The following is a 25746-nucleotide window of genomic DNA, read 5'->3' as shown; positions in this document are numbered from 1 at the left end:
CGCGGATGGCTTGAATGGGCGGTAGTGTGCGTGCCACGAGCGTAGGTCCTTGCGTAGTGCGAACTTTGGTCGGTTCCGCACGGCAACCTACGCTCGTTCACATTTACACCGCATCTCGGACGCGACCGCTGCTCGGCGGGGACGACCGCAGCCACCTGCAGCAGGGCCACAAGCTCTGGCACCACCCGGGCAGGAAAGTCGATACGCATCGCCAGGCGGCCCATGGCCGTCACGTACGCGGTGTAGCGCCAGACCCGGGAGTCCGCTATCCGGAGTGTCACCAGCTCGACGAACTGCGCGGTCTGCGTCATGTCGTCGAACCCGAGATACGCCCAGGGCCCCTCCGCGGGCGGGAGCTCATCGTCGACCAGGGGACTGTCCGGGTAGGCGGTCACGAAGTCCTGGCACGACATCGCCGTGGAGGTGTGGCCTGTGCGCACAGCCAGTAGACGAGTTCGGCCAGCCCTTCGTCGATTTCGGCGGCCTGGCCGGCGGCGGCGACCCACACCGCAGGGTGATGCCGTCGTGCTCCCAAAGCCGCGCTACGGATCTTGGCGTGTTCGATGACTTCTTCATGGCCTGGCTCGACGTACATCAGCAGGTCCTCTCCACGGGTGCGGGGGAGGGAAGGTAGACGATTGCGGCCGTTAACGTCCTGGCCGCTCCCGGCCCGGGGACGTTAACCCGATTTGTCCTTACAGTCCCGGCCCGTGAACCGGACCCCTGAGACGTTCTCAGCCTGCGTCAACGCCCTCCCCGAGCACCTGCAGGCCCGCGCTGAAACGTTGCGCGACTACGCCACCAGCAGACCCCGCACCTTGCGCGGCCTGCACCCAGGCGCGTGAAGCGGCATGGCTCGCCCTGGACGCCGCGTTCGCCGACGACCTCGGCGCCGCCGCCGGCATGCTCGCCCTGGCCGAACAGCACGCCGCCGCCGAGCACGTGCCGCCGTCCTGCATCGTGGCGATCCTTGAGCAGGCCGACCGCCCCACCACCGCCCCGGCTGCACTGGCGGATGAGCGGCTGGTCGTCGCCACGGACGGCTCCTGCAAGAGCTTCTACTCCGGGATGGCGTTCCCCACCAGCGACGACCGGTGGGGGATGGACTACCAGCCGATCAGCGGCTACCACACCATCCGCGACCGGGTCAGCACGCTGGTGACCGAGCTGCGCGCGGTCGCTCTGGCGGTGGGCACGCTCGGGCAGGACGCCGGCGAGATCGTGCTCCTGGACAGCAGGAAAGCGCTGAAGTATCTGCGCGCCTGGCGTAGAGGGAATGTCGGCATGATGCCGCCCGGCTACCTGGCGCTGCCCCGCACGGGTCGTCCCCGCCTGGCATGCTAGCCGAGCAGGTGATCGCGTTCCTGGACCGCCACTACTTCGGGTACGTGTGAAGGTTGCGGTACAGCTCTTTGGTCCTGGTGTCGTCCCAGCAAGTGATGGACAGGACCTGCCAGCGCTGGAGAGATTCATCGCGACCACCACGGCTTCACGGCGGGCCGGACGTGGTCGAGGCGGCGGCGGAACGCGTTGATGGCCGGGGCGAGGCCGGTGATGGTGAGCAGGTTCAGCCGGAACAGGTGGCTGTGGTCGTGCTTGACGGTGGCGCGCAGGCCGCGCGCTTCAGCGGCCAGCAGCATGCGGCGCAGGGCGCGGCGGGATCTGGGGGAGTACTGGCGGGTGATGACGTGCGTGCGGAGAACCGTGGGCGGCGGCGGGAGCAGCCTCCGGAGTTCGTCATCCCAATCGGTGACCGTGGGCGTGGGCGCGGGCTGCTTCGTGGTGAAGGGAAACAGGCGGGGCATGTGAAACGGACCTCTCCGTCGCAGGGAAGAGGACCGTATGAGGGAGCGCGGTTAGCGTCTGGCTTCGATTCGGACCACATGCGGAGTGGCTGGAGCCTAATGTCGTTGCCATGGAGCAGATCGGCAACCTGGGGTTCTGGCTGGGGCTGCTACTAGCCCTGCCTATCGGGATAGTCACGAATCTTCTTACGCCGCGCATTCAGGCTAGGTGGGCGAAGCGCAGCCGACGTGTGGCGGCTGATCGCGAGCGCGAACAGCGTGAACAGGCTGCGCTCATTATCCGGTATCGACGGAATCAGGCTGCCTACTGGAGCTATTTGTACTTGTCTCTGAGCCGCATCCTGCTACGAGTGGCGGTACTGCTGGGCACTGTGATCATTCCCTTCTTGATCAATGACCCTCTGTGGAGCTTGAGCACGAACGTGGTAGGCGTGCTCGCGTTCGGCATCAATGTCGCCTTCTTGATCCTGGCAGTGGGGACCTTCGCAGCACTTCTGAACGACGTCAGGCGGACGAGGATCGTCGTTACAGCAATCGCGGTCAGGGACGAGGACGATGATCCTCGAACGGAATCGCAACCCCAGTCGTAAGGGTGAGCAGAGTTCCCAGGTTCACGATGACTGGCGGCCACGGGCGGGGTCGGGCAACCGTAGCCGCTGTACGGCGGCGCGGCGGGTCTTCTCCGGGCGCCGGTCGTAGCGGGCGGTGGTGGCGGGGGAGGAGTGCCCGACCAGCGCTTGGGCGGTGGCCAGGTCCACCCCTGCGTCGAGGAGTTCGCCGATGAAGGTGCGGCGGAAGTCGTGCGGGGCGACCCGCCGGTCGAGGATGGCCGGGTCGAGCTTGGACGCCTGCCCGATCCGCTTGATGAGGATCTTGCGGACGGCCTGGCCGGTCATGTGGGCGGGCCGCCCGTCCGGGGTGGTGCGTATCTGGCCGCCCTTGCGGATGGGCGGGAACAGGGCACCCGGGGTACGGCCGCGCACGCCGACCCAGTCTTTGATCAGGCGGGCGGTGTCGGCGGGCACGTAGGCGACGCGCTCCTTGTTGCCCCTGCCGAGCACGCGCAGCGACTGCTCGTCGGGATTCCAGTCGGCGAGCGTACGGGTGACGAGCTCCTCGCGGCGCAGGCCGGAGGTGTAGAGGGTGGCGAGGATGGCGCTGTCGGCGGGCGTCGCCGGGCGCTCCCAGGTCGTCGGGGTTGTCGCACGCGGCCAGGAGCAAGCCAAGCACGGCGGGGTCGATGTGGGCGCCGGCCGGGAGTTCGGACACCTTCTCCGGCTTGAGGTCGCCGGCGCGTTCGGCGTCATCCAGCGGGATGAGGTCCAGCCGCCGCGCCTCCTTCAACACCCTGCGCAACGCCACCATGTGCTTGTTGATGTATGCGGCTGACCAGCCCTGTTCCAGCAGGCGGGCGCGAAGCCGGATGGTGTGCTCGTAGCGGAGCGCCTGCCACGGGACGTCCCGCCCGGACACCTCTTGGTCGTCGAGCGGGGCGCCGCGCATGAGGCGGCCATCCGATCTAGGCAGCCGCGCAGGCTGGGCCACGTCACCGCCTTGTATCGAGCCCGCTCGGGCACCGAAGCCCGGCCCACAACCAGCGGCTCTACTACCGGACAGTCTAGCCAGGCAGAACCTGCTGACCTCCGGCAGCCGAGCCGGACGGCCGGGCCGGTGCGGGAGGCGAGTCTTTGCGAGGAGGTGAGTACCTCGCGACTCTCAAGAGGGTTCTCCCTCAGGCATCACTGTTAGGGCTCCGTCGAACTGCAATCCCCGTAGTGGACTGCGGTCGGTCACTATTGCCGCCGCGATCTGTCCGTCGGCATCCAGGCTCAGTAACATGGTTTCCTCGACCGAAAATTTGCATCCGTACTCGATCTCATCTCGGCTGACACTATTGAGCCATGTAATCTGGAGGGAAGTTAGCACCTTCCAGCGCAGGCGGGCACTTGCGAAGACTTTGTCTCCCAAGCGATATGCCTCGATTTTTGAGGAAACCTGATCGAGCTCTGCATTGATAGGGCCAGGGTTGCTGACCACAGCTATGGGACCCTGACCAAACAGCCCGTCAGCTGCCATTATGTCCTTGTGAACACCTGAGTGCCATAGATCCTGGATAGCCGCTTCTCTCACGACGTCGGATGCGGCAAGCGTCGCACGAGTGGGCGCAGGAGAATACACGTCGGCCAGTTCAGCCAGGAGAACATCGATGCCGTAGCAGTATTTGAAATGCCCATTGGGGGTGCCGAGCACCCTGGCGATATCGTCGTTCAGCTCCGGGTGGAGCGTCTTAACGCCGAACGCCTGCTTGTCCTGGCTAACGAAGTAGAGCGGCCCATATTCTCGGGAGGCTTCCACAGCTGATAGCCATATTGCTACATCCCGGGCGCCTTCGCCTTTTCCTTCCCAGCCTCTCTTGGCCGGAAGCCGCCGCTGCGTTTCCCTGCGAAGGGCCTCGCGCAGAATCTCTGGAGAAGTTGGGAGGATTTTGAAATCTGCAGTTAGCTGATCACGAAGCCGGCGGACGGCTGTGTCGACATCGAACCGAGGAAGCTCTCCACCCGCGAAGGGGACCAGGGCATGCAGCTCCCGGAGCTGGTTGCGCACCTTCTTCTCTTGCTGTTCGATCTTGTGCCGATAGTGAGCCAGGTGCTCTTCCAGCGCGATCTCAGAGAGAGCCAGAGTCTGGCCCCGGTGACTTGCGATCGTCCTTAACAAGGCCATAAGAGGCCCGTCCGGGGGACGGATGTGCTCCAGTTGATTCGTGTCGAGGACGATCATAAGCGGAGGGTAGGGCATGAGTGAGCAGTATTCGAGCTGAGGGCGCGGCTTGTGCAGATTTCATCATGGGTGCGGACTCGTTGTAGCCATCGGGCGGACCTCGAACTCGCGGGTGTGCTGGACGAGGTTCGATGTGCGAGGGTGGAACGTCGGCGGCCCAGCCTCGGCTATGCCGCCATTGCGTGCACATGCACGATGACCCCGGCGGCCGGGCACCCACCGCCAGTACCCCGATCCCGGGCAGCGTCACTCCCGCAGGGGCCAGCACGTTGACCGTCGTCGACGTCGGGCTGTTGGCCGCGATCCGGTGAGATCGGAACGCCGCCCCGCCCTCCAGACCGACGGTGACGACCGGCGGCGCGGTGAACGTACCAGCCGGCCAGGCGAAGACGGCGTTCCTGTTGGCGTCGGTCACGGCCTGCGCCCGCATCGGAACGGGGGCGGGCGCCGCGTAGTCGCCGCTGGTGGCCACCGCCTACACCTCACGGGTCGACAGCACCGCGAAATCCGCCCCAGCGACGCCAGTGAACACGAACTCGTCCTGCAACTGCTCTCCGGCTGCGCCGCCGCGGTCCACCGACCACGACGCCGAACTCCCGGCCGGTCTGGCGCTGGGCGGTGGAGCCGATCTGCGGGTTGGCCAGGGCGTCCGACCCGCAGCGTTCGACGGTGCCGGTCAGGTGCCGTCCAGGCCGGTGTCCACCGGGACGACCGTCCCGCTGGTGTCTACGGTGTAGCGGCGCAGGAAGGCGGTCACCGTCCCTCCGCTGTCGTTGTCGCACAGGATCTCGAACTCGCGGTCAGGGCGCCGCCGATGAGACATTGCCGCTGGTGCCGGACATGTGACCTTCAGGTGGTTAGGCGACGCGGCATCATCATGCTGCAGCGATCACGACGCGGCTCCAGGACTACAGTTCCGAGGACAGGCCTCATAGTGCTGCGGCACGATCGCGTATGTGCGGCTCATCCCCCTTCATCCCCGGCGAATACTCCGTCGTGCCCTCCGACGGAGCCAGAGGAACCCTCAGGAAGGACAGCCCGAGCCTCGTTACAGCCGTTCCAGTTTGTTGTGCCTACCATTTTTTCTGGCTGCGGGCCTTACGGGTGCGCTCGGGCTGACTCAATATAACGACGCCGTTCCCGCTTTCGCTGAGGCTGCCCATCCCGGCGAAATCGATCTTAGAGTGGGGGGAAAACCATACCCGGTAGGCGTTGTGGGCATGGTGAGCCTTGACGGTGATGAAATGTCGTTGCACATCGCTACGGCAGCGCCGGACGCAGGCACGACCTTCTCCTGTGTGCAAGTCGTCGTGGGCTTCAAAGGTACGCCAGTCAGCAAGATCTATAATAGCTGGACCGACCGCACCCTCACGTTCCCTCTGCCTCCAGGCTCCTTTGAGCGATACACGATGAATGCGGATGCATGTGGCACCGGAGTGAAGCGCACGCTGGATTTGCGGGTATTCCTGCATGGCAGGCTGGTCGTCCGAGCTGGCTCGACTGTGGATGTACGCTTGCCCGGGATTATTCTGTTCGGAGATAGATCAGCGCCGTCAGGATTATCGGCGTCCTGGTTCGTTCTGGAAGAAGACCATGGTCCGTTCAAGGCGGAATCAGTCTCGGAACGCTATGTCGGCCCAGGTCTCGTGTGGAGCGCCACCCGCGACGGCCCGAGCTACACGTGGAGCTCCTTGCCTACCCAGCATGGAACGTTCACTGAGATTCCGGCGGAGAAGGCAGCCGGCCGGTCGACGTTCTGGTCCGGTCTGTGGATCGGCCTTGCGACATCGCTGTTTGCGTGGGCGTGCGAGGCCCTGTGGGCTGCACGCATGAGCCGTCGGGAGTCAACGGAGACCTTGAACAGCGCTCATGTAGCGGCACTAGTTGCCCAGCAGGTGACACGCGCGCTGGCAGAGCGCTCGGAAGCCGAGCGACGTCAAGCATTACGCGACCGGAGAATGCGCCGCAATGTCGTTTGGTGGGCCCGGAAGCTGATGCGGTGACAAGCGGCCAAATAGCCACCACAACTAATATCGATCTTGGTATTGTTTTTCATATGAAGGCTAAAGCCTTGAACGCGCCCGTGCTGACCGGTGCCATTGTCGACCGGTCCGCCGCCGGACAAGCGGCGCCCGCTGTGCGCGTCGAGGGCTCGCGCACCGTCCACCTGGCGGGCACCAGCGTGGATCGCTATGACGAGGAGCTGCCCGCTCCGGCCTGCCGCACGGGCATCGCCGGGTGGGACCCGCGCCGTTTGCGTGTGTCGCTGGCTCCGGTCACCTGCCGGCGGTGCCTGGGCCTGGTTCAGCGCCGGCAGATGCCGGTGCCGGTGCACGACACGTTGTTCTGATTCGCCTATTGGCTGGGGCAGGCGGCGGATTCGTCTGCCTTTTTGAGCAGGGCGTGGGCGCACTGCTGGAGGAAGAGGATGTTGGCTTCGGCCTGGTCGAGCTGGTCGAGCATCGTGCGGGCGGTGGCGAGGTCGTCGTCGATGATCTGCTGGAGCGTTACAGCCGGCACCGGCACCGACAGGACCGCGCGCAGCGCCCAGCGGCCGCCCCGCTCCTGCCGCATGTGATACGACGGCTGGCAGGCGGCGAACACCATCCACTCCCACTCCGACAGCCATGGCGCGGCGGCGCCGGAGAACTGGAAGGTTGCCGCTCACTGCGGGCTCCATGAGGCGTAGGGGGAGGTGGGACGGGGGTCGCCCCGACGCAGACAGCCTGCGCTGGGGCGGCTTGCCTCCTGAGGGAGGTCGTCACAGGGTGTCCGGCCTGGTGTCGCCGACTTCGCGGTCTCGACATTCCCGGTAATAAAAAAGACAGGATTGGTGTTCCGCGTCTTCCTACCGCCAGTAATACCTCCCGGGTACACTCGGGGTATGGCTATGGAGAAGACGTCAATCAGCATGGACGCGTGGATCTTGAAGTCTGCCCGGGAGCACGCCGAGGCGCGCGGCATGAGCCTGTCGGCGTTCCTGGCACGCGGCGCCCTACGCGAGATCGCCGCCACCCACACGCCGGCGGCCCGAGCCGCGATGTACGGGGCTGGGGCGGTCGCCACCCAGGAAGCCGACGAGCGCATCACCACCGAGGACACCGCAAGGGCCGCCGATGAGCGTCGCGGCGAGGCAGCGTGAGCCATCGATTCGGCGAGCTGTGGACCGTCCAGATCGGCGACCGCGACGAAGTACGCCTGATCGTCTCCGGCGACTTCTACCACACCCTCTATGGCGACAACGCGCTCACCGCACACGTCGAAGCCGCCGACATGGCGCACGCCCTAACCGCATTCGTGGTCGACGTCGGCGAGGGCCGCGCCGCCATGGTGGATCGCATCAGCACCGTGGCGGCCGTCCGGCTCAAGTCGAAGGTGGGGGACTTGGCCGACGATCAGCTGGCCGCCGTACGCGGCATGATCGCGACCATCTTCGGCACAGCCGGGTAGCCTCTCGCCATAACGGATCGGCATGAGACCCGCTCGACCGATCGGCATCCGCGCATAGACGGCGCCCTCGACCTGGCATGGGTGTATGGCGCGTAGCGCCCCCAGCATGTAGCGCTTTTGGATCCACGGACGAGCCCCGTTTCGACCAGTGACGAGATGCCTTCGCGATGCGACAGAGTAGAGCCATACAACTCCAGGCAGCGGATCGGATGACGCGCCAAGACCGGTGCCTCGCCCGTGGTTGTGGTGATTGTCATACTCGTGCTCTGCGTTGGTGGCGTGGCGATGTGGGCGGCCGTCATCGCAACCAGCTATGCGCTCGGTCGGCAAGTACTCACCGCTCTCGTGCTTGTCCTCCGAGCCTCTGGGCCTGGATCCTTCATCTTTGTCCCGGCCTGAAACGCCCGATGAGCGTTGCCCTTCCCCAAGCTGCCTGTGGGGACAGCCAAGCCGCTACCTGAACCTTCCTCCTGCATCTACCCCTCTCCCGCAGATGACCGCCGCTCGCCATCGTGGTCTACGCCCGGGGAATTGCTGCCAGGTTCACCACACGCACCCCGGCGGGGTGCGGCCAGAAGACAACGCCGTTGCCTTCTGACCACTTGCGCCCGCCGGAGGCGTCGATCTTCGCTCCTTCGAAGGCAACGGTTGCATCGGTGCTAGCGTCGTAGATCTCCCCGAGGCCAACGAAGAATCGGTCCCGGTACGGGTAGCCCGGGGAACCGGCCCGGTATGTCCGGCTCCAACTGCCGTCGATCTTTTGCACGATGTGCTCCTGTCCTCGGCTCCCGGTGCACCAGGTAGGTCCACAGCGCAGACCCTCGGCGCCTGGCACAGCGCTGATCTTGATGCTGCGGCCGGTCTGCAGGTTGACCACCTTCGTCGGGTTCGCGCGTGTGTCGAGCGGCTCGTCGGTAGCCCATGGCCATTGCACGATCTGCAGCCCGGTGGCCACACGTTCCGGAGCCCCACCTGTGACGCTCATCCGCCAGACGCCGTCCAGAGGCGAGGACCAGACAAGGTATCGGCCGGCGAGCGCGATGCGGTCGACGTGCTCGCCGCCTGGAACGGGGCCGATCTTCGTCATCTTCCCACCGGCCTGCAGTGGGGCGGCCCACGCATGTCCGTCGGCCAGCCAGACGACCCGTTCGTGGTCAACGGCCAGGCTCAGCGGAGCCTGGGCGAGGGCGGTGACGGGTCGCGAGCGCCCGGAGGCTGCGTCGTAGACCTCGAGTGCTCCGCGCTCAGCCCAGACCAGCACCTGCGTGGCGCTGATCGCGGCCAGCGGCCGGGACTGCCCCGGCATGGTAAACAGCGCGTCCGGCCACATTCGTTCGACGGTGTTGGTCGCCGGCTGAGCCGTATCGACGCCTGAGTACGTGGGCCAGGCGACCAGCACACCCCATCCCGCCGCCAAGCTGCAGGCGGTCGCGAGAGTTCTCCGCAACCTCTTGCGCGTCCGTCGTCGGCGCTTCGTCTCCACGCCGGTCAGGACGTCCCGGTCCTCGGCCCGGTCGGCGATCGTGCGCAGGGCCCCGGCCAGCTCGTCCTCGGTGATCAACGCCGCCTCCCGGTGAATGCTCGTGCCCGGACACGCAGCGTGGCGAGCGCCCGCGAGGCCTGGCTGCGGACGGTCGCCGGCGAGATCCCAAGCCGCGCCGCGATCTCCTGGTCGGACAGGTCCTCGTGGTAACGCAGCACCAGCACCGCACGCTGCCCGGCCGGCAGGGCGCGCAGCCGCTGCCAGATCTCGCCGAGCTCGGGCTCGTCCTCGCGGACGGGCGACGGCACCTCGGCCGTGAGGTGTTCTCGCCGCCGCCGGCGCCACCAGCTCACGTGCTGCCGCGCCATGATCGTCCGTACGTAGCCCTCGGGGTCGTCCTTGTTGCGCACCCGCCGCCAGGAGGAGCCCAGCTTGAGCAAAGCCTCCTGGACCAGGTCGGCCGCGTCGTCGGCGCTGCCGGTCAGCACCAGGCCGTAGCGCAGCAGCGCGTGGCTCCTGGCGCGGACGAACTCCTCGAACTCCACCACCCAAGGACGCGGCGGCGGGCGTCGCTGTTGCAGAATCTTCTGTCCTGCCGGGATGCTCATCGACGCCGGAGACACATGCAGAGGCGGGGGAGTGGTGCCGGTGATGGGGCCACGCCCACAGCGAGGCCAGATCCACTTGTCCTTCCCGCCGCTCGTGTCAAGAAGTGGAGTCGCAGTCCCCGGAGTGATCGCCCCGCCCGTCCCGGCGCGCAGGAGCGGGGCGGGCCACTCAGCGGCACTGGCCCCGGGGCAAGTACGCGGATAGCCGATTGCGCAATCACGGCCTGGTAGCTCACTGCGGAGGAGCTGGTAGCTCACTGCGGAGGAGATGGCGACGTCGGCCGGCGAATCGACCGGACGGCGAGCAGGCGAGCGGCAGGCAGCCACATTACTTGACATAAGAGCCGTTATCAAGCATTCAGGGACGGCGGGAGGGGAGGGGGTGAACGCCGCATCGCGGCCGGCAAGGGCGAGGGCCTGGCGCCGCGGGCGGTACGATCACCCCCACCCCCGAAACTGTCTTTGACGCGATCGCCGGTCAAGCGTAGGGGGAGGCGGGGCACGCCTTCCCCTATCTGTCCACGTCAGGCGCGCGGGTTGAAGGTGATGCTCTGCGGCTTAGCCTTTTCGAGGTGCGAGGCGAAGGCACCATCCTTTAGGCCGAAGACCGCGCTGCCAAAGTCGGCTCCGGTGAGCCTGTCGCGGATGCCCGGCGGATAGCCGTTCCAGCCGACCAGACTGGGGAACTGCCATCCTCGGCGGTGATTCTCCGGCGGTTCGTCGTTGACGGTCGCCGGTCGGAAGGCGTGCGTGCCCGCCCCATCCTTATGGTAGACGATCTTAGGATGGGTTCCGGCCCACTGGATCTGGCTGCGGCGATAGACGTCAAACCTCTTGTGCACGGAGGTTGAGACGAACAAGGCTTGGCCGTTCCTGACCCACACCACGACGTGCTCCCAGTCGTGGCGGTGCCCGAACGCGATGTTGGCCTGGTCCTTTTCGAAGTAGAGCGCATACATGATCGCGCACCAGCCGTTGTTGCACTTGTAGCGGGCATAGCCATTGGTGTTGTGCAGGTCCTGAGGATCACGGCAATGGCCGTTGGATGCGCCGCCTAGATCCAGGCCGGGAGCTATCGTCCCGTCACGGCCGATCGCTGGTGTGGGGTAGCAGCCGTCCTTGTCGTAGTCGTACGCGGGCTGGAAGGTCCATGCCAGGCGATCGACACGGGACGGCAGCGCCTGTGGTGGGGCCGCCAGCGCGCTGCCCGCGGAGGCGCTGATCACAGCGAGTGCCACACCTGGAGCGAGAGAGAGCCTGCGGAGCCTCGGTAACAGTCGACGGTCGGGCATGGAGATTCCTTTCTTGAGGCGAAGGCGTGTGAAAACGCCGAATGTGTCGAACCCTCCACGGGGCACAACCCACGGGACAGGGCAAACGGGAAACCGGAATTCCTGGCCACCTTGACCTGAGGCTTCCGGACCGAACAGGGGCCTTCGTACCTGCTTCAGATCAGGGACGCTTGCCCAGACCGGCGCACTCCCGCGGATCTGACTTGAGATCTACCGTGCGCATCCAGCCGACGCCGTTCACGCTGTCGCGCGGATCTGGTAGTGCAACCGCTTGATAGGCCGTTCCGTCGGAGCCCGTCCTTTGGGGAAAAGGGAGCAGCCGAACGCGGTCCCCGAATCCCTTGAACTTGACCGGCTCGCCGTCGCCTATCTCTGCGTAGACGGGTGACGATGCGACGTCTACGAGACTGCATCGCAGGTCGGTGGTGGCTCCCGCCTGTAGCGGCGCCGGCATGGCCACCGGGGGTGCCGACGGAGATCGGGACTGCAGGAACACGAGCAGGGCCAGTGACACGAGGACGAGGAGTGACAACATGACCCAGACCCATGAGCCGAAGCTTTCTCGCACAATCCCCGACGTCGAGTGAGCAGTTCTCGCTGCAGGCGGTGGCTTCTCGTCCAAGAGGGGCGAGGTATGGGTTGATTGTCTGTTTGTGTGAGCGTGCTGCCCGCGCGGCGCATCTTCCGCCCTTCTGCGGGTTTCTAGATATTTCGCATGTTCTCCAGTAGGGATCCCCGCGCCTACCAGCATCTTGATCATGGTGCTTTCCCGCGGGATCTGTGTCCCGGCGAGGTAAGCGCCCAGCGAAGTATCTGATATTCCTAGCTTCCTGGCTTGGGCGTCTTGAGTGGATTTGCCCGTTCTCTGAGTCAGCTCCTTGATCGCTTGCCGGAGCTCCGTTCCTTCTGCTGGCATGGGCATCTCTTCCCGTTCCCGTTCGCCAGTTGATATATCGGCAGGTCAGAGCCAGTCCGGAGTTCCGGTTTCCCGTTTTGTCTATGCACCGGACAAGCCGGCAGTCATTCTTCCGAATGTCCATAGCCCTGCCAAGGGGTAAATCATCAGAAAGGTGCGCTTCTTATGCTCTTCCGAACATCCGTAACTTACCCGGCTCGGACGATAAGCGCTTTCCTTGTCATTCTCATTACTGTCGGCCTCATACATGAAGGTGTCGAAGCTTCAGATGACAATTCGGTCACACTTCGCGAAATCCACCAAGCAGTCGCATCAGACGCCACTGAGCCACAACCGATCCCACTGTCTCTCAAAATGCCCTCGGAAGGCGGGCAGCCGCTTTCCCTCGAGCAGGGCATGGGCGCAGCTCCCGAAGCAAATCTCCATCTCCCAGCCACCGGCCGTCCAAGAACAACGGGTTCTACCACGCTCTATGACGTGAGAGGGACGGACGAAGCTGACATCGCGATACAGCTCGTCCCTGGCGGTGTTCGTACCCTTATCAACATCGACAGCGTCACTGCACCAGAGCGCTACGAGTTCCGGCTGCAGGGAGACATCGCCCGCCTCATACGCAACGCCGACGGTTCGGTGGCCGCCTACGACAGGAAGAACAACCTCATCGGCGGCTTCGCTAAGCCCTGGGCGCGAGATGCGCTCGGCCGTGCGGTGCCGACGCGCTACGAGACATTGGGAACGACTCTGGTGCAGGTCGTGGAGCACCGAAGTGGCACCTACACGTACGGCATCACTGCTGATCCCTTGTGGCTCGGTCCGGCCATCCGCGCCTGCATCGCCGTCCGGTGCTACCGATGGTGGCCGAAGCAGGTCGCCCGCGAACTACAGCATGGCCACATCACGCCAGCAGTGAAGGCGCTGTTGTGGGGGTGGTTCTGTAAGAAGACCGTCATCTGCTGACTCAGGCGCCGAGCAGACGGAACAGGCACGTAGTTCACTCTGAGGTCCAGCAGGGTTGCAGTACAGCTCCGGAGCGGTGGCGCCGGCATCGCGCGGCGCCACCGCTTCTTTGCGTTCGTGCGGATAAGCCGAGCCGGGCTCCCGTGCCAGGCGAGCCAGCTCTTTGAACCGCGGATACGAGTCTGTGCCCAGTACCGTGGCGTGTGCGGGAGTGACGCGCCCAACGTACGACGGGCGGCTGCTGCCGCCGGGCATCTACCGGCTTGCCGACGGCTCACGCCTCAAAGTTCGCGCGAGCGCCAAACGGGAAGCGGCCAGTCCTTCCCGAGGTGCTCGTAGCGGCCCTGCATTACAGGCCTACAAAAGAAGCACCTGCACAAGCGCTGGAGCCCGGAGCAGATCGTCCAGAACCTTCACCGGAGAGCTTGAGTTCGAGTTCTGGCCGCCAGGCGAGACGGACGACGTTGAGATGTGGGACAGACCGTGGGTCGACCCCACTTCGACAACGAGGGGCATTGGCGGTGGCGTACCCCTGTCACGGATGTAGAGGTGTTGGACACGATCGCGTAGGCGGCTCTGGGCCTGCAGGGAGTTAGGGGACGTTGCTCACGGGGCCCGCCTGGCGGTGCCTCCTGCGCGGACTGTAACGCTGTGTCGTCCGCTTGCGATTCTCTGGCTGCGGCACGATCGAACTGGTGGCGACGGCGAGGCATAGGCCCTCAGGCGTGCTGGGATGGTCACCGAGCTTCGCATCGACGTGGTGTCGACCCTCTTCCTCGAAATGACTCTCCTATGCGCCATTCCCTTCTCGGCTTCGCTTCTGCGCTCGCTCTCACGGCCTTTCTGGTCGGCTGCTCGGGCGACGATGCGCAGGCGCAGTGGATCGAGGAGGTGAAGGCGGCCGGGTTCATCGCTAGTGACAGCTACGAGTCCATGTTCAAGAAGGCCAAGTCCATGTGCGAGTCGGATGATCCGGAGGGTGTCGCCTCATTGGTGCAGATCGGACTGGCCAATGGCCAGTCACGAGAGAACATGGACAAGCTCGGCATCAAGCCGGCGGATGCGGCGAAGCGATACGCCGAGGCGACATGGAAGCACGTTTGCGGGCGCTAAGGGCGCGTGTAGCGCTCCATTTCGGGCCAGCGACTCTCCCCCATGTCGGCATTCCAGTTTGTGGCATCTCTCGTGGGTTCTGACGCCTCGGCGCTCATCTAAACGGGGGCCGCGGAGCACGAATACCTGCAGACCATCGACCGGTGGGCGAACAACGCCACGGCGGGCATAGGCATGTGAGGATACGGCTGGCCTACTACCTCGAGACAAGACTGGTCAACCTGCACGATGATCACCCAGTCTAGATCGTGCGTGGCCGTAAGACGACTGCTCATACGATAGGAGACTGGCCTGTACCAGTTGTGGGCATCGAGGCGGAGACGACCGATTGAGCTGCAGCCTGAGCTCGACGCACTCTTTGAGATCAGCAGCTGGATCTATTCTCATCCTCCCTTCGCCCGACTAGATCGTCACGAGGGGTCTGGCACAGCATGCCAGTGTGGCCGTCGTCGTGGGCGGCGACTGGCCGCCACGTCGGCTCGGCAGCATGGGCCACGATACCAATCAGTATTCATATTCTGTCCGGTATAGTTCCAAGCCGCCTCTTTAGCCGCCTATGGAACCACCTGTACGCCCTCAGGGTCTGGAAGGTGGTGACGGCGCCGTCCAGGAGGTCGGCGAGCTCGTTGTCGCTGAGCTGGGTGATGTCCGCTGGGACCTCGAACTTGTCCATGAGACTCTCTCTCCGGTCGAGAGTGGAGAGCCCGGCCCATAACCAGCGGCAATGATGATCCCGATGTTAGCGCACCGGCCTGCGCTGATCGCGGGACAACGCGTCGTTGGTCTTGTGGCCAAGCGCCTGCCACGTCAGCGTCGACGCGGCACCACCATGCTGCAGCGATCATGACGCGGCTCCAGGACTACAGTTCCGGGGACAGGCCCCATAGTGCTGCGGCATGATCGCTTATGTGCGACTCATCCCCCTTCATCCCCGGCGAATACTCCGTTGTGCCCTTCGGCGGAGCGAGAGGAACCTTCAGGAAGAACGGCCCGAGCCTCGTTACAGCCGTTCCAGTTCGTTGTGCGTACCACTTTTTCTGGCAGCGGGCCTCACGGGAGCGCTCGGGTTGGCTCAATACAACGATGCCGTTCCCTCTTTCACTGAGGCTGCCTTTCCCGGCGAAATTTATCTTGCAATTGGGGGGAAGCCACACCCGGTGGACGTTGTGGGAACGGTGAGCCCTACTGGTGATGAGATGTTGCTGTCGATCCATACGGAAGCGCCGGACGCAGGCACCACTTTCTCCTGTGTGCAAGCGGCCCTGGACTTCCATGGCGTGCCATTCAGCAAGATCTATCACGAGCGGACCAACCGTACCTTCAGGGCCCCCCAGCAGCGAGGCGCCGATGGGCTATACAGGGTGAATATAGATGCGTGCGGCACCGGAGCGTATCGCGACCTGGAATTGCGAGTGTTCCTACATGACAGGCTGGCCGCCCGAGCTGGCTCGACCATGGATGTACGCTTGCCCGGGATCTCTCTGTTCGGAGATAGATCAGCGCCGTCAGGATTATCGGCGTCCTGGCTCGTTGAGGCAGCAGCAGACCATGGCCCGTTCAAGGCGGAATCAGTCTCGGAACGCTACACCGGCCCCGATCTCGAGTGGAGCGCCACCCGCGAAGCCCCAGGCACCACGTGGAAAGCATTGCCTGCCCAGTATGGAACGTTCACTGATATTCGGGCGGAGAAGACAGTCAGCCGATCGACGTTCTGGTCCGGCCTGTGGATCGGCCTTGCGACATCGCTGTTTGTGTGGGCATGCGAGGCCTTGTGGGCTGCACGCATGAGCCGTCGGGAGTCAACGGAGACCTTGAACAGCGCTCACGTAGCGGCACAGGTTGCCCAGCAGGTGACACGCGCGCTGGCAGAGCGCTCGGAAGCCGAGAGACATCAAGCATTACGCGACCGGACAATGCGCCGCAATCTCGTCTGGTGGGCCCGAAAGCTGAAGCGGTGACAAACGGGCAGATAGTCACCACAACCAATATCGATCTTGGTATTGTTTTTCATATGAAGGCTAAAGCCTTGAACGCGCCCGTGCTGACCGGAGCCATTGTCGACCGGTCCGCCGCCGGACAGGCGGCGCCCGCTGTGCGCGTCGAGGGCTCGCGCACCGTCCAGGATGGGACCCGCGCCGTCTGCGCGTGTCGCTGGCTCCGGTCACCTGCCGGCGGTGCCTGCGCCTCATTCAGCGCCGGCAGATGCCGGTGCTGGTGCACGACACGCTGTTCTGGTTCGCCTATTGGCTGGGGCAGGCGTCGGCGGCCGCGTTCCTGGATTCGATGGCGCTGGCGGCGGCGTGCTGGATGAGTACGAGCCTGCGGGCGGTGGCGGGCCGGTCCCCGGCCGCGACGGCTTGCTCGTATTCGGTGACGAGCGCGCGTATTCGTCAGCCTTTTTGAGCAGGGCGTGGGCGCACTGCTGGAGGAAGAGGATGTTGGCTTCGGCCTGGTCGAGCTGGTCGAGCATAGCTGGGGTGAACTGCCCGCCTCTGACTCCTGCCCACCCTCGGGGGCATAGCAGGTCGAAAGCCTGCCAAAAGCGCTCCGAGGTTCGATGGCCTCATCCGAACCCGGTTCACCACCAGGAGATCAGATGCCTCGCCCTCGCACCTTCGCCTACCTCGCCGCATCCGTCGCCCTGGCGGCCACCACGGCCGCCGCACCAGCCAGCGCCGCCGCGCACAGCAGCGCCTCGTCCTGCTACACCACCACCAACAGGACCGGCGAATACGGCACGGTCGCTCTGAAGTGCACCACCAGATGGACGTTCCAGGTCGGCACCTGGTGCTACGAGCGCAACAACAGCGACTCCGACCGCACGCGCATCTACGGAGGGATCGCCAAGGGCCCCACCCAGGCCTCCATGGCCGTCTGCCGCGGCAACTACCCCTACCGAATCGGCGACGGCTACGTCTACGACGTGCTCTCCGGCTAGCAACCGGCCAACCCGTCATCCGCCCCGGCGCCAAGGCGCGGGCATCAGGCAGGCCCCGGTCCGGAGGGGGTCCGAGGGCCTGTCCTGTCCGCCGCCGGATCAGGCCGCGAGTCCCTTCTCAGCGGCGGAGTCTCAGCGACTCACGCATTGGCGGCCGGCTCCCGCGGAGGCGGCCAGCCGGGACGGATGCCCCGGCACCGGCACCGACAGGACCGTGCGCAGCGCCCAGCGGCCGCCCCACTCCTGCCGCATGTGATACGACGGCTGGCAGGCGGCGAACACCATCCGGTCCCACTCCGACAGCCATCGTGCGGCGGCGCTGGAGAACCACATGCCGCCCGCGTTCATCCCCACGGTCACGATCCCGGCGACCGTGGGCGTGTCGTCGAACTGGCAGGCGGCCGTCTCGCACTCGGCGCCGTCCCTGTGGTGGCTCACGTTCATGGTGAACGCCCCCACCTTGACCAGGCTGCCCGTCATCGAGCTGCAACCGGGCGCGCAGGAACGCCGTGGTGTCGATCTCCCCCAAGCTCTCGATCGTCAGGTTCTTGCCGGGGAACCCCTCGTGCCGAACCGGAACCCCGCGCTGGGCCACCCACCCGTAGATACGGCCGTCGGCGTAGTGGACACCGCCGGAGCCGGGCGGCAGCTCCTGCTCCGTCGGCTCCCGGAACCAGCTTGCGGGCAGCGAGGCCAGACGCCGCAGCTCCTGGTAGGCCGACGCCTCCAGCTTCGCCATCTCGTCCTCCCCAGCACCGTCGCTGTCGTCGTCTTCGTCCCAGGGGGCGCGGATGGACGGATCGCCAAACTCGCCGCCGCCCCACGACGGTGGCGGTGTTCGACCAGCGCACCGGGACAGGCCGGCTGCTGGTGCTCGACCACGACGTGGGCCAGGCCCGTGCGCTCGGCGTCGCCGACCCCGTCGCCCGGGTCGCCACCGAGGCCCCCGTCGTGGCGGCCCTGGTGGAGTGGCGCGGGGGCCGCGTCATCACGGACGTCTGCCCCAACGGCGGGCGGCACGTGCACGTGCTGTTCGCCCGGCCGATCCCGTAGACGGAGCTGTAACGCTCTCCTACAGCGGGTGCTTGGAGTTCTCGGGAAGGAAGACCATCAGCCGGACCAGGCGCTCGATCGCCGGTGCCATCTTTGCCACGGTGGATCACCTTCTCGAAGAGTGAGGGACTAGGACACACCCCCACGAGCATGATCCGATCGAGCGCGCTCCGATTGCCCCCGGCTACCGCCCCTGCAGCGCCCGCGCCTAAAGGGCTGGACGCGGGTGATCAGACAGTGCGGCTCGGGCGCATCGGCGTTGATGACGTACTCGGCAACCCCGAGAACGCCGTGCTCGCCCAACGCCACCCGCCGTTGCTGCGGCCATCGGTCCGAGGCGGTGGCGTCCGGCAGTTCACTGCGGCTCTCATTGATGCGCACCGACAGAGCCGCGATCGCCGAAAAGAGCTCGGCACTCGTCTGCGGGTCGGCCATGAGTTCACCCACTTCGTCGGAGCAGTAGCACGGCCACTCCTCCGCGCCCGCCTCGGGCACTATCCGCCCTGCCGCTCAGCGCGGCGCGCCGTGATCTCGTCGAGTGTCGTCTTGGCAAGGTTGCCGCTGATCGCGGCATGGTACACGTGCTCAGCCCGGGGATCAGCGTCAAGCACAGCCTCACACCACCAGCGGCGCAGCACCGCCTCCACCTGACCCAACGGCGCCGTACCGAGCTGGCGATAGAACTCCATGCGCCGGGCGGGAGACAGCGCCGCCGCGATGCCGTCCGCAGTCTTGGGCACAACAGGCCCATCGGCCGGGAAGTCGAGCGAGGCTGCAGTCATTGCGGCCGCCCCTCCTCACGCTGTGGCATCGGCTGTCTGGCGCCCAGCTTAGCGTCATGCTCCTCGGCTTCGCCTGCTACGGCGAACGTCCTGCGCGCGAAGGGCAGCTGGTGTGCGCTCTCCCACCCACACCACACTATGCTCGCCGCTGTAACTGTCGGTGGTTCTGCCGGCAACGATGACGGCACCGGCGCGGCAGGGTGATGAGGCGCCGCCGGACAGCTTGCTCGCCCTAGGAATCGCTTCCTCCGCCAGCTCGTCCGGATCAAGGTGTTCGTGTGTGGCTTGGCTGTCGCGGCCGGCGACATCACAACGGATTTCGCGCGAGAGTGCCTGGATGGACGACCCTGTGCTCCCATTCTCAGCGAAGCCCACAAGATCGGCGGGCAGAGCGTACTGGCCGCACGCGTGGGTGGGGAGTCCAGCCTGAAATGGATCTTTCGTAAACAGCCGGAAGACGACTACGGCGTCGACACTCACCTGGAGATCGCCGCGCGCGACTACGGCACACCCCGCCGCCTTCGGCAGACCGGGACGGTCCCAAGCTGTCGCTGGAGGCCATCACTGAGCGGCTGGCTGCCGCCGGGCTGATCGTAGTGGACGCCGAGGCCACAGCTGAGCACGGCACTTTGGCGGAGAAGAAGGCGTGGCTGTCCATCCCCGTTTTCGCCCGTCCGGAGGGCAAGCTCACTCACGCACAACGCACGGACATCTTCGCCAAGGCGTATGCCCAGACCAGCCCCGACGCACCGACCCGTCACGAGCTGGCTCGTCGTCGTCGCTCAGCAGCCCGAGGGCAGGCCGTGACGCAGCCGCTTGCGCTCAGCCGAGAGCAGTTGATCTCCTCGACAGGGTCGACGAGGAGATCAACGATGCCCATGGCCTGGTGGTCAGCGCGCTTCGACAGCGCGGGCAGCCATCAGGCGGGCCGCGTGCGCCCGGATCCGGTCGCGATCCTCGGGAGCACCGACCCCCACTCCTCGGTGAGGGCGACCCAACCTGGCGGCTGCCCGCTTTCCCCGCCCAGCGGCGCATCAAGACCGACGATCGCGGCGTACGACAGGCCAAGCGTCGGCGACCAGTCCGCGCGGTAGGAACGCACACAGACGGCAGCTGGCACGTCCATAAGCTCCGCGCGCAGCCCCGTCTTTTCGAGCAGTTCGCGTGCTGCGGCCGCGCGGGGCGCCTCTCCCAGCTCGACCTTGCAACCGGGGGGCACCCAGCCGCGCACCCGATGCTTGATCAGCAGGAGGTGACTGAAGCCGGGATCAGTCACCCAGACGTCCGCCGCCAGCGGCTCCATCGGGCGACGCTGCGCCTGCTCCAGCCACGCCCGCGCGCCGCGATCATGTGGCTGCACTACGGCGACGACGACATCCTCAACGAGGCCCAGAAGGCCGCCCTCGACAACCTCGCGGCCCGTCTCGACGCGCACGCCCCCGCCCACGACGAGGCCGAGGAGATCGAGCCTGGGTACGTCGCCCTCAAGGTCACGTTCGACTTCGAGGAGACCTGCGTCTTCGGCGCGGCCACGCGCATCATCGTGCCGAACGAGCCCGCCGACGACCCGGGCGAGGTGCGCCAGGTCCTGCGCGGCAACATGGACTGGTACGAGGAGATCGACCACTCCGACTTCTCCGCGCCCGACGACGACTGTGAGGACCCGATGAGCAACCTCCGCATCGTGAAGGAGGCCATGGCGTGACCGGCGGCAAGAGGGTCATCATCGTCCAGGACCCGGCCAGCGGCGAGTACGAGGTGTTCGGCCACGTCTACACCGACAAGGGCCTGAAGGAGCTGGAGGCCGAGGCCGCACAGCGCGGACTCACCCTGATCGGGCCCGCCCGGCTCACCTCCAAGGCCGAACTCGCCGCCCGCCCCTACTGACCGGCCTCAAATGGAAGGGCGCCCACCACTCTGGCGGGCGCCCTTCCCTTGCCTGCCTGCCTGCCTACGTCACTGGCTCTCCGGCGCCCTTCAACCCGGCCAGAGTCTGAGTCAACGCCTGCCACCCCTTCAGGCGAATCCAGAACCGCCAGCGCGGCCCGCCCAACACCAAGGCCATCTGCCCCGCCAGCTCCAGCACCTGGGCGCACTGCTCCGACCGCGAACGCTCCGACATGAGCACCCCGCGCTGCACGAACAGGTAGTCGCCGATAAGCGTCCGCACCGGCCCCGCGAACGTGGACAGGTAGCGGCCGGCGTCGTCGGCCAGCCCTAGCACCTCGCCCTCAAGCCGGTCGAACTGCCGCGCCTGCTCGGCGCGGATCTTGTCCTGCACTTCGCTGCTCGCCTCGTCCGGTATGTCGGCGGCCGCCGCGGTGGCCGTCATCGCGACGACTGCCACTCGGGAGAGCAGGTCTCTGCGGGCCCGCATCGCTTCCAGGATGCGTTCCTTTCGCGCCTCAAGCCGGGGCTTGGCCACGTACTCGATACCCAACGTGACGACCAGCGAGACCGCCGCCGCCACCAGCACCGGCTCCAAGTTCACGCCAGCCCTCTCCCGCACCACCTGATCGAAGAGAGCGAGCGTAGCGGGCAGCCGGCCCCCCGCGCTGGTGAACGGCCACGATCTGGCCGACGCGACGTTAGCGCCTCAACCCGGCATCCTCCCCCGGCAACCACCACCAACCCGCCCACGGGGGAGCGATGAAGAAGATCCAGGCCCGCTACTACCACAATGGCCGCATCAGCCCGATCAAGCTGCTCGTCATGCACTCCATGGAGGCCCCCGAGAAAGCCCACCACGGCCGAGGCGGTCGACAACTGGTTCGCCACCAGCAGCCCGAAAACCTCCGCGCACGTGTGCGTCGACAGCAACTCGTACGCCCGGCAGAGTCGCGCCCAGTGGCTCGACGCCTTCAGCATGGCCACCCTGAAGAACGCCGCCGAGGTCACCGCGGCCTGGGTGCGGAAGTACAACATCCCGATCCGGCACCTTACCCCCGCCCAGGTCCGCGCCGGGCAGAAGAGGTTCTGCGCGCACTGGGACGTCACCCGCGCTTACCCGGGCACCGGCTCCCACACCGACCCCGGCAAGGGCTTCCCGTGGGACAAGTTCCTCGCCCTCGTGAAGGCCGAGGTGGACGGCAAGCCGGCCAAGCCCGCCACCTGGTCGCGCACCCTCGTCTACAAGAAGGGCAAGCCGTACATGCAGGGCGCCGACGTCGAAGCGTGGCAGGCCCGCCTCGACGAGCTCGGCTACGACGTCGACGTCGACGGCCTGCACGGGCCCGGCTCCACCGCCGCCACCAAGAAGCTCCAGGCCAAGCTCAAGATCTCGTCACCGGCACCGTGGACAGGACCACGTGGCGGACCAGCCAGGAGGCCGCGGCAAAGTGATAGACGTGCCAATGGCGGCCGCCTTGCAGGGACGGCCGCCATTACTAGCGGGCTAGAGCTGCTGCTTCGGCAGGCGGCTCATGATCGACTCGATCAGCACGACAGGGTCGTACTTCAACGCGACGAGCACGATGCAGCCGCCCACGATGACGGCGACCACGCCGATCGCTTTGCGCACCCTCGCGCGGGCTTCGTTGACTTCCTTGTGAGCCTTGGCCAGGACCTCGATGGCCTTGTCGGACATCGTGAGGCCGGGCCGCTGGTGCTCGCCGCCATCGACGTGGGCGGTTTCGTCCGGCCCGTGGGCCGACTGAGGGAGCGCTGACAATCTAACCTTCTTGTTAGTCTCGCCAGCCCCAGGAGGTAGTGCACCACGGGTTGTGTTGCAAATGCCCGTCAGCAGAAAGTACAGTACGAGCCAGGGAAAACTTCGCATGTACTTAACTGCCCCGGGGCTTCCTGGGGTCTGACGTGTCTTACAGAACGCCAGCTCGACCGCGCCAACGGTCGAGCTTTTGTTCTGTCTAAGATTAGCGGCCCGGCCCTCGAACGTATGAGCGGCGATTCGGTAGCATTCCTTGCGGAGATATACCGAGCGAACACGTGGGGTAATGGCGGCAGGTCAGAACACTTTTCGCTTTGTTGGCTTCGCCCTTTTCGTCCTGGATTGTCCAGGAAATTTCGCCCTAAGCGAACACGCTTTCGAGCGCCACCACTGTGACTCCAGACACACGAGGGTTGAGCCGAGATGTCTGAAGGCAGCCGACCGCCGGTGAGCTGGAGGCCACCAAGCGGGTGATGCGGGCCGTACACTCTGGAACTCCATCAGCCGATGGCGCATGTGCCGGGCGCTACAGCATTACGGCTAAGGTGACCGCCGTGGCGGCGGCCCCAGCGATGGCGCCCGCGAGCGCATGGGCGGCGTCGGATCGCGCAGGACCGCGCGGGCCCACCGATCAGCTCGAACGCGACCTCGGCATTCGGCAGTAACACCCGAGGGCGGGCCGCCCGGAAGGGCAGCCCGCCCAGCGCGTCAGCGCCTCGACAGCAGCGCGGTGATCCCGATGAGGAACGCCTCGACGTCGATCCCGCGCGCCGTGAACCACGCGGCGATGCCGATCGCGACGAGCGACAGCCCGCCGTTCACGCCAGTAGAGAGCGCTGCGTCGCGCTCCTTCGGCGTACGTTCGCCCTGCTCGACTGCAGAGCACTGCCTGTCCGGCGCCCGCCGGACCTTTCGATTCCTGGCCATCGTGGCCTTTCTCGTCAGGCTGGTCTCGGGAGAGCGCAACGCCTGTCGTTGCAGCACCTCGCCCACGTGGGTAGCCTGGAGTTAGGAAGTTAGACCACCACGCAGGTCAGCGCCTCTCCGGAGGCCCGGCCGGTTGGCGACGATGGGGGCTTTGAGCCGGTGCAACGGCTCAGGCCCCTTCGTCGTATTCAACGGTAGTCCTTCACGTCTACAGACTGTTAGCTTCGGTTTCGTTCCCCCTAGGGCTATTGCAGCCCCGTGTGGCACGTCCCCATGCCCTTGATACGGCGCAGAGTAACTGTCGCTCACGTAGACAGGGCCACGACCTGCGCGTCTGCGTGGGCGATGAACGGGTGGGTGGGTCATGGAGCTCGGCGATCCTGATGTAGGCGATCTGGGCTTGCAAGCGTGCACGCCTGCAACCCCTCGATGGCTCTGCCTCATAGGGTGGCTACAGCATCAGCACCAGCGTGGCCGCCGTAGCAGCTGCTCCGGCGGCGGTGCCCGCGAGCGCCTGGGCGGGCGTGTGGTCGCGCAGCACGGCGCGGGCCCACCCGATCAGCGCCACGACCACGGCGCCGGTCGCGAGCACCCCGGCGGGCATCGGCAGCACCCACGCGAGCATCACCACCGACCCGGCCGCCACGGCGGTGTGGAACGAGATCTTCCAGTGCAGGGATCGGGCCGATCACGGCGAGCGTGGCGAGCATGATGGTCACGCAGGCGACCATTACTCGAGGTGCGCCGAGCACCACGAGCAGGGCCAGGGCGAGCACCACCAGGGCGACGATGACCGCGACAAGCTTGGGCCGCTGGGACCGCTCGCCGATGTGCCAGTCCCCGAACCAGCCCTTGCGGACGCCGCCGAAGATGACCACGGCGGGGATGCCGCCGCACAGGCCGGCGGCGAGCGCACCCCAGCCGACCCGGCCCACCCTGACGTGACCGCGCTCACCACCAGGGGCAGGCTGATCACGATCCACATCGGGGCGAACACGTCCGTGATCAGACGCGCGAGGCGACCGCCTGGCCGTCGAGCTGTTTGAACTTCTTCGCAACCTGTCGCAGCCACGCTGTCTCTTGTGCATGTCACCTGCGAAATCGGGGCCCGGGATCTGCCCGGACGGTGTTCCGGCCGGGCGGCCGCGGCTGGCCGCGTCCAGCGCTTGGGCGACCCATCGGGCGACCTCGGCTGGGTTGTCGCTCGGCTGCGGCTCGATGATCGACGTCAGGCTGAGCATGCAGTCGCGGATCTCCAGCACCCGCCGCAGCACCCGAGCCCGGAGGTTCGCCTCCATCGGCAGCGGCAGGTCCGGATAATGCGCCGTGAGCGTGTCCCACAGCGGCTGCAGCTCGCGCAGCGCCGTTCGGTCGCGCAGCTTGGCCACGCCCATGCGGTAGGCCGGGATCGAGGTGCCGAGCGTGATGCCGACGATGCAGAGCAGGAGCGTGACCTGGCCGAGGACCGGGATCTCCCGCAGGGCCGTGGCCGGGTCGAGCAGCGTGACCGCGTTGATGGTCATGACGTGCGCCCGGTTGATCACCCCGGCCAGCATGCCGAGCGTGGACAGCACCAGGCCGAGCCGTAGCAGGGGCGGTCCTGCACCTGGGCACTCCGGTGTTCCTGAACCCGGCCCTGGTCCACCGGATGGTCGACGTGACGCTCGCCGCCCACGACACCGTCATCACGTACGGGGAGCCGAACCTGCACCGGCAGATGTGGGAAGACACGCCAGTCCGTAAGGGGATCGAGCGGCGCATGCGGGCGCAGCTGCTCGGCAAGGTGGCCGAAGAGGGCTGCGTGCCGGTGGAACTGCCCACCACGACGTACCGGTACTTCGCGGAGCCGACGTTCTACACGTTGGGGGCGCTCACCCGTCGGGAGGTGCCGCCGGAGCTGGTGGAGTTGGGGGCACCCTGGGAGTGGGTCGAGGTCGAGCTGTCCATACCCGCGCGCCAACTCGCCTGCCGGTGAGG

General features: G+C 66.2%; 35 protein-coding genes. 18 read left to right on the top strand and 17 right to left on the bottom strand.

Annotation, left to right across the window (positions count from 1 at the left end):
• Both KME80_RS14740 and KME80_RS14735 read right to left on the bottom strand, forming a co-directional pair.
• A partial coding sequence (locus tag KME80_RS14740) for a hypothetical protein (protein ID WP_219505354.1) occupies positions 1–395 on the bottom strand: 395 nt, incomplete at its 3' end.
• Positions 392–595 carry a hypothetical protein gene (locus KME80_RS14735; protein WP_219505352.1) on the bottom strand — a complete coding sequence of 68 codons (204 nt, stop codon included), beginning with the start codon at positions 593–595 and terminating at the stop codon, positions 392–394. The genes KME80_RS14735 and KME80_RS14740, both read right to left, overlap by 4 nt.
• Before the next feature lie 115 nt (positions 596–710).
• Between KME80_RS14735 and KME80_RS51820 the strand changes: the two genes are divergently transcribed.
• Positions 711–845, top strand: a complete 135-nt coding sequence (locus KME80_RS51820) for a hypothetical protein (RefSeq protein WP_281427000.1) — start codon at positions 711–713, stop codon at positions 843–845.
• A gap of 58 nt (positions 846–903) precedes the next feature.
• Positions 904–1344 (top strand): hypothetical protein, encoded by a 441-nt coding sequence (locus tag KME80_RS14730; RefSeq protein WP_219505350.1) that lies wholly within the window; start codon positions 904–906, stop codon positions 1342–1344.
• A gap of 125 nt (positions 1345–1469) precedes the next feature.
• On the opposite strand, the gene KME80_RS14725 is transcribed toward KME80_RS14730, so the two are convergent.
• Positions 1470–1805, bottom strand: coding sequence for a hypothetical protein (locus KME80_RS14725; protein WP_219505348.1), 336 nt, complete (start codon positions 1803–1805; stop codon positions 1470–1472).
• A 110-nt stretch (positions 1806–1915) separates the two neighbouring features.
• Here KME80_RS14725 and KME80_RS14720 point away from each other — a divergent pair, with 110 nt between their 5' ends.
• A complete protein-coding gene (locus tag KME80_RS14720; RefSeq protein WP_219505346.1) occupies positions 1916–2395 on the top strand; it encodes a hypothetical protein in 480 nt (159 codons plus the stop codon).
• 21 nt (positions 2396–2416) lie between these two features.
• Here KME80_RS14720 and KME80_RS14715 read toward each other — a convergent pair whose 3' ends face one another.
• The 3 genes from KME80_RS14715 to KME80_RS14705 form a co-directional block, all read right to left on the bottom strand.
• Positions 2417–3031: a tyrosine-type recombinase/integrase gene (locus tag KME80_RS14715; RefSeq protein ID WP_219505345.1), complete on the bottom strand. Its 615-nt coding sequence runs from the start codon at positions 3029–3031 to the stop codon at positions 2417–2419.
• 490 nt (positions 3032–3521) lie between these two features.
• Positions 3522–4583 carry a PIN domain-containing protein gene (locus KME80_RS14710; RefSeq protein ID WP_219505343.1) on the bottom strand — a complete coding sequence of 354 codons (1062 nt, stop codon included), beginning with the start codon at positions 4581–4583 and terminating at the stop codon, positions 3522–3524.
• A gap of 676 nt (positions 4584–5259) precedes the next feature.
• Positions 5260–5406, bottom strand: a complete 147-nt coding sequence (locus KME80_RS14705; RefSeq protein WP_219505341.1) for a hypothetical protein — start codon at positions 5404–5406, stop codon at positions 5260–5262.
• 397 nt (positions 5407–5803) lie between these two features.
• On the opposite strand from KME80_RS14705, the gene KME80_RS14700 reads away from it, so the two are divergent.
• Both KME80_RS14700 and KME80_RS14695 read left to right on the top strand, forming a co-directional pair.
• Positions 5804–6586, top strand: coding sequence for a hypothetical protein (locus KME80_RS14700; protein ID WP_219505339.1), 783 nt, complete (start codon positions 5804–5806; stop codon positions 6584–6586).
• Positions 6587–6639: 53 nt separating this feature from the next.
• On the top strand, positions 6640–6933 hold the full coding sequence (locus tag KME80_RS14695; RefSeq protein WP_219505337.1) for a hypothetical protein: 294 nt from the start codon (positions 6640–6642) through the stop codon (positions 6931–6933).
• Between the two features lie 5 nt (positions 6934–6938).
• Here the strand turns inward: KME80_RS14695 and KME80_RS14690 are convergent, their stop codons facing one another.
• Positions 6939–7190: a hypothetical protein gene (locus KME80_RS14690; RefSeq protein WP_219505335.1), complete on the bottom strand. Its 252-nt coding sequence runs from the start codon at positions 7188–7190 to the stop codon at positions 6939–6941.
• Positions 7191–7473: 283 nt separating this feature from the next.
• On the opposite strand from KME80_RS14690, the gene KME80_RS14685 reads away from it, so the two are divergent.
• Complete coding sequence (locus KME80_RS14685) at positions 7474–7725, top strand: hypothetical protein (protein ID WP_219505333.1); 252 nt, start codon at positions 7474–7476, stop codon at positions 7723–7725.
• Complete coding sequence (locus KME80_RS14680) at positions 7722–8033, top strand: putative type II toxin-antitoxin system PemK/MazF family toxin (protein ID WP_219505331.1); 312 nt, start codon at positions 7722–7724, stop codon at positions 8031–8033. Before KME80_RS14685 ends, KME80_RS14680 begins: the two co-directional genes overlap by 4 nt.
• 517 nt (positions 8034–8550) lie before the next feature.
• Here KME80_RS14680 and KME80_RS14675 read toward each other — a convergent pair.
• From KME80_RS14675 to KME80_RS14665, 3 genes are all read right to left on the bottom strand, one after another.
• On the bottom strand, positions 8551–9594 hold the full coding sequence (locus KME80_RS14675; protein WP_219505329.1) for a hypothetical protein: 1044 nt from the start codon (positions 9592–9594) through the stop codon (positions 8551–8553).
• Positions 9591–10064, bottom strand: coding sequence for a SigE family RNA polymerase sigma factor (locus tag KME80_RS14670; protein WP_308125759.1), 474 nt, complete (start codon positions 10062–10064; stop codon positions 9591–9593). Before KME80_RS14670 ends, KME80_RS14675 begins: the two co-directional genes overlap by 4 nt.
• Positions 10065–10648: 584 nt before the next feature.
• Positions 10649–11350 carry an NPP1 family protein gene (locus KME80_RS14665; protein WP_308125758.1) on the bottom strand — a complete coding sequence of 234 codons (702 nt, stop codon included), beginning with the start codon at positions 11348–11350 and terminating at the stop codon, positions 10649–10651.
• A 1459-nt stretch (positions 11351–12809) separates the two neighbouring features.
• Between KME80_RS14665 and KME80_RS14660 the strand changes: the two genes are divergently transcribed.
• A complete protein-coding gene (locus KME80_RS14660) occupies positions 12810–13289 on the top strand; it encodes a hypothetical protein (RefSeq protein WP_219505322.1) in 480 nt (159 codons plus the stop codon).
• A gap of 792 nt (positions 13290–14081) precedes the next feature.
• Positions 14082–14402: a hypothetical protein gene (locus KME80_RS14655; protein ID WP_219505320.1), complete on the top strand. Its 321-nt coding sequence runs from the start codon at positions 14082–14084 to the stop codon at positions 14400–14402.
• Positions 14403–14913: 511 nt separating this feature from the next.
• Here the strand turns inward: KME80_RS14655 and KME80_RS14650 are convergent.
• Complete coding sequence (locus KME80_RS14650; RefSeq protein WP_219505318.1) at positions 14914–15075, bottom strand: hypothetical protein; 162 nt, start codon at positions 15073–15075, stop codon at positions 14914–14916.
• A 523-nt stretch (positions 15076–15598) separates the two neighbouring features.
• On the opposite strand from KME80_RS14650, the gene KME80_RS14645 reads away from it, so the two are divergent.
• From KME80_RS14645 to KME80_RS14635, 3 genes are all read left to right on the top strand, one after another.
• The gene (locus KME80_RS14645) at positions 15599–16360 is read left to right on the top strand and encodes a hypothetical protein (protein ID WP_219505316.1); all 762 of its coding nucleotides are present in this window, start codon (positions 15599–15601) and stop codon (positions 16358–16360) included.
• Positions 16361–16604: 244 nt separating this feature from the next.
• On the top strand, positions 16605–16805 hold the full coding sequence (locus KME80_RS14640) for a hypothetical protein (protein WP_219505315.1): 201 nt from the start codon (positions 16605–16607) through the stop codon (positions 16803–16805).
• Positions 16806–16998: 193 nt separating this feature from the next.
• Positions 16999–17340, top strand: a complete 342-nt coding sequence (locus KME80_RS14635) for a hypothetical protein (RefSeq protein ID WP_219505313.1) — start codon at positions 16999–17001, stop codon at positions 17338–17340.
• Positions 17341–17472: 132 nt separating this feature from the next.
• Here the strand turns inward: KME80_RS14635 and KME80_RS14630 are convergent, their stop codons facing one another.
• Entirely contained in the window at positions 17473–17820 is a 348-nt protein-coding gene (locus KME80_RS14630; RefSeq protein WP_219505311.1) for a hypothetical protein, read from the bottom strand.
• 354 nt (positions 17821–18174) lie between these two features.
• Between KME80_RS14630 and KME80_RS14625 the strand changes: the two genes are divergently transcribed.
• Positions 18175–18393: a hypothetical protein gene (locus KME80_RS14625; protein ID WP_219505308.1), complete on the top strand. Its 219-nt coding sequence runs from the start codon at positions 18175–18177 to the stop codon at positions 18391–18393.
• A 494-nt stretch (positions 18394–18887) separates the two neighbouring features.
• On the opposite strand, the gene KME80_RS14620 is transcribed toward KME80_RS14625, so the two are convergent.
• Positions 18888–19175, bottom strand: a complete 288-nt coding sequence (locus tag KME80_RS14620) for a hypothetical protein (protein ID WP_219505306.1) — start codon at positions 19173–19175, stop codon at positions 18888–18890.
• 285 nt (positions 19176–19460) lie between these two features.
• On the opposite strand from KME80_RS14620, the gene KME80_RS14615 reads away from it, so the two are divergent.
• Positions 19461–19766: a DUF4365 domain-containing protein gene (locus KME80_RS14615; RefSeq protein WP_219505305.1), complete on the top strand. Its 306-nt coding sequence runs from the start codon at positions 19461–19463 to the stop codon at positions 19764–19766.
• Positions 19767–20094: 328 nt separating this feature from the next.
• Here the strand turns inward: KME80_RS14615 and KME80_RS14610 are convergent, their stop codons facing one another.
• Positions 20095–20478, bottom strand: coding sequence for an NUDIX domain-containing protein (locus KME80_RS14610; protein WP_246644970.1), 384 nt, complete (start codon positions 20476–20478; stop codon positions 20095–20097).
• A gap of 45 nt (positions 20479–20523) precedes the next feature.
• On the opposite strand from KME80_RS14610, the gene KME80_RS14605 reads away from it, so the two are divergent.
• Both KME80_RS14605 and KME80_RS14600 read left to right on the top strand, forming a co-directional pair.
• On the top strand, positions 20524–20880 hold the full coding sequence (locus tag KME80_RS14605) for a hypothetical protein (RefSeq protein WP_219505303.1): 357 nt from the start codon (positions 20524–20526) through the stop codon (positions 20878–20880).
• A complete protein-coding gene (locus tag KME80_RS14600) occupies positions 20877–21062 on the top strand; it encodes a hypothetical protein (protein WP_219505300.1) in 186 nt (61 codons plus the stop codon). The genes KME80_RS14605 and KME80_RS14600 overlap by 4 nt, the downstream gene beginning before the upstream one ends.
• Before the next feature lie 64 nt (positions 21063–21126).
• Here the strand turns inward: KME80_RS14600 and KME80_RS14595 are convergent, their stop codons facing one another.
• A complete protein-coding gene (locus tag KME80_RS14595) occupies positions 21127–21666 on the bottom strand; it encodes a hypothetical protein (RefSeq protein ID WP_219505298.1) in 540 nt (179 codons plus the stop codon).
• 312 nt (positions 21667–21978) lie between these two features.
• On the opposite strand from KME80_RS14595, the gene KME80_RS14590 reads away from it, so the two are divergent.
• On the top strand, positions 21979–22842 hold the full coding sequence (locus tag KME80_RS14590; RefSeq protein ID WP_219505297.1) for a hypothetical protein: 864 nt from the start codon (positions 21979–21981) through the stop codon (positions 22840–22842).
• Positions 22843–23550: 708 nt separating this feature from the next.
• On the opposite strand, the gene KME80_RS14585 is transcribed toward KME80_RS14590, so the two are convergent.
• Together KME80_RS14585 and KME80_RS50295 are read right to left on the bottom strand one after the other, a co-directional pair.
• On the bottom strand, positions 23551–23835 hold the full coding sequence (locus KME80_RS14585) for a hypothetical protein (RefSeq protein ID WP_219505296.1): 285 nt from the start codon (positions 23833–23835) through the stop codon (positions 23551–23553).
• 374 nt (positions 23836–24209) lie between these two features.
• Positions 24210–25343 (bottom strand): DUF6545 domain-containing protein, encoded by a 1134-nt coding sequence (locus KME80_RS50295; protein WP_246644969.1) that lies wholly within the window; start codon positions 25341–25343, stop codon positions 24210–24212.
• A gap of 44 nt (positions 25344–25387) precedes the next feature.
• Between KME80_RS50295 and KME80_RS14570 the strand changes: the two genes are divergently transcribed.
• On the top strand, positions 25388–25744 hold the full coding sequence (locus KME80_RS14570) for a hypothetical protein (RefSeq protein ID WP_219505294.1): 357 nt from the start codon (positions 25388–25390) through the stop codon (positions 25742–25744).
• Positions 25745–25746: the final 2 nt, after the last annotated feature.

It is taken from the genome of Nonomuraea ceibae (assembly GCF_019396325.1).
In the GTDB taxonomy this organism is placed as follows: Bacteria; Actinomycetota; Actinomycetes; order Streptosporangiales; family Streptosporangiaceae; genus Nonomuraea; species Nonomuraea ceibae.
The sequence above is the reverse complement of the archived record's forward strand: the minus strand, read 5'-3'. Positions and strand labels throughout refer to the sequence as shown.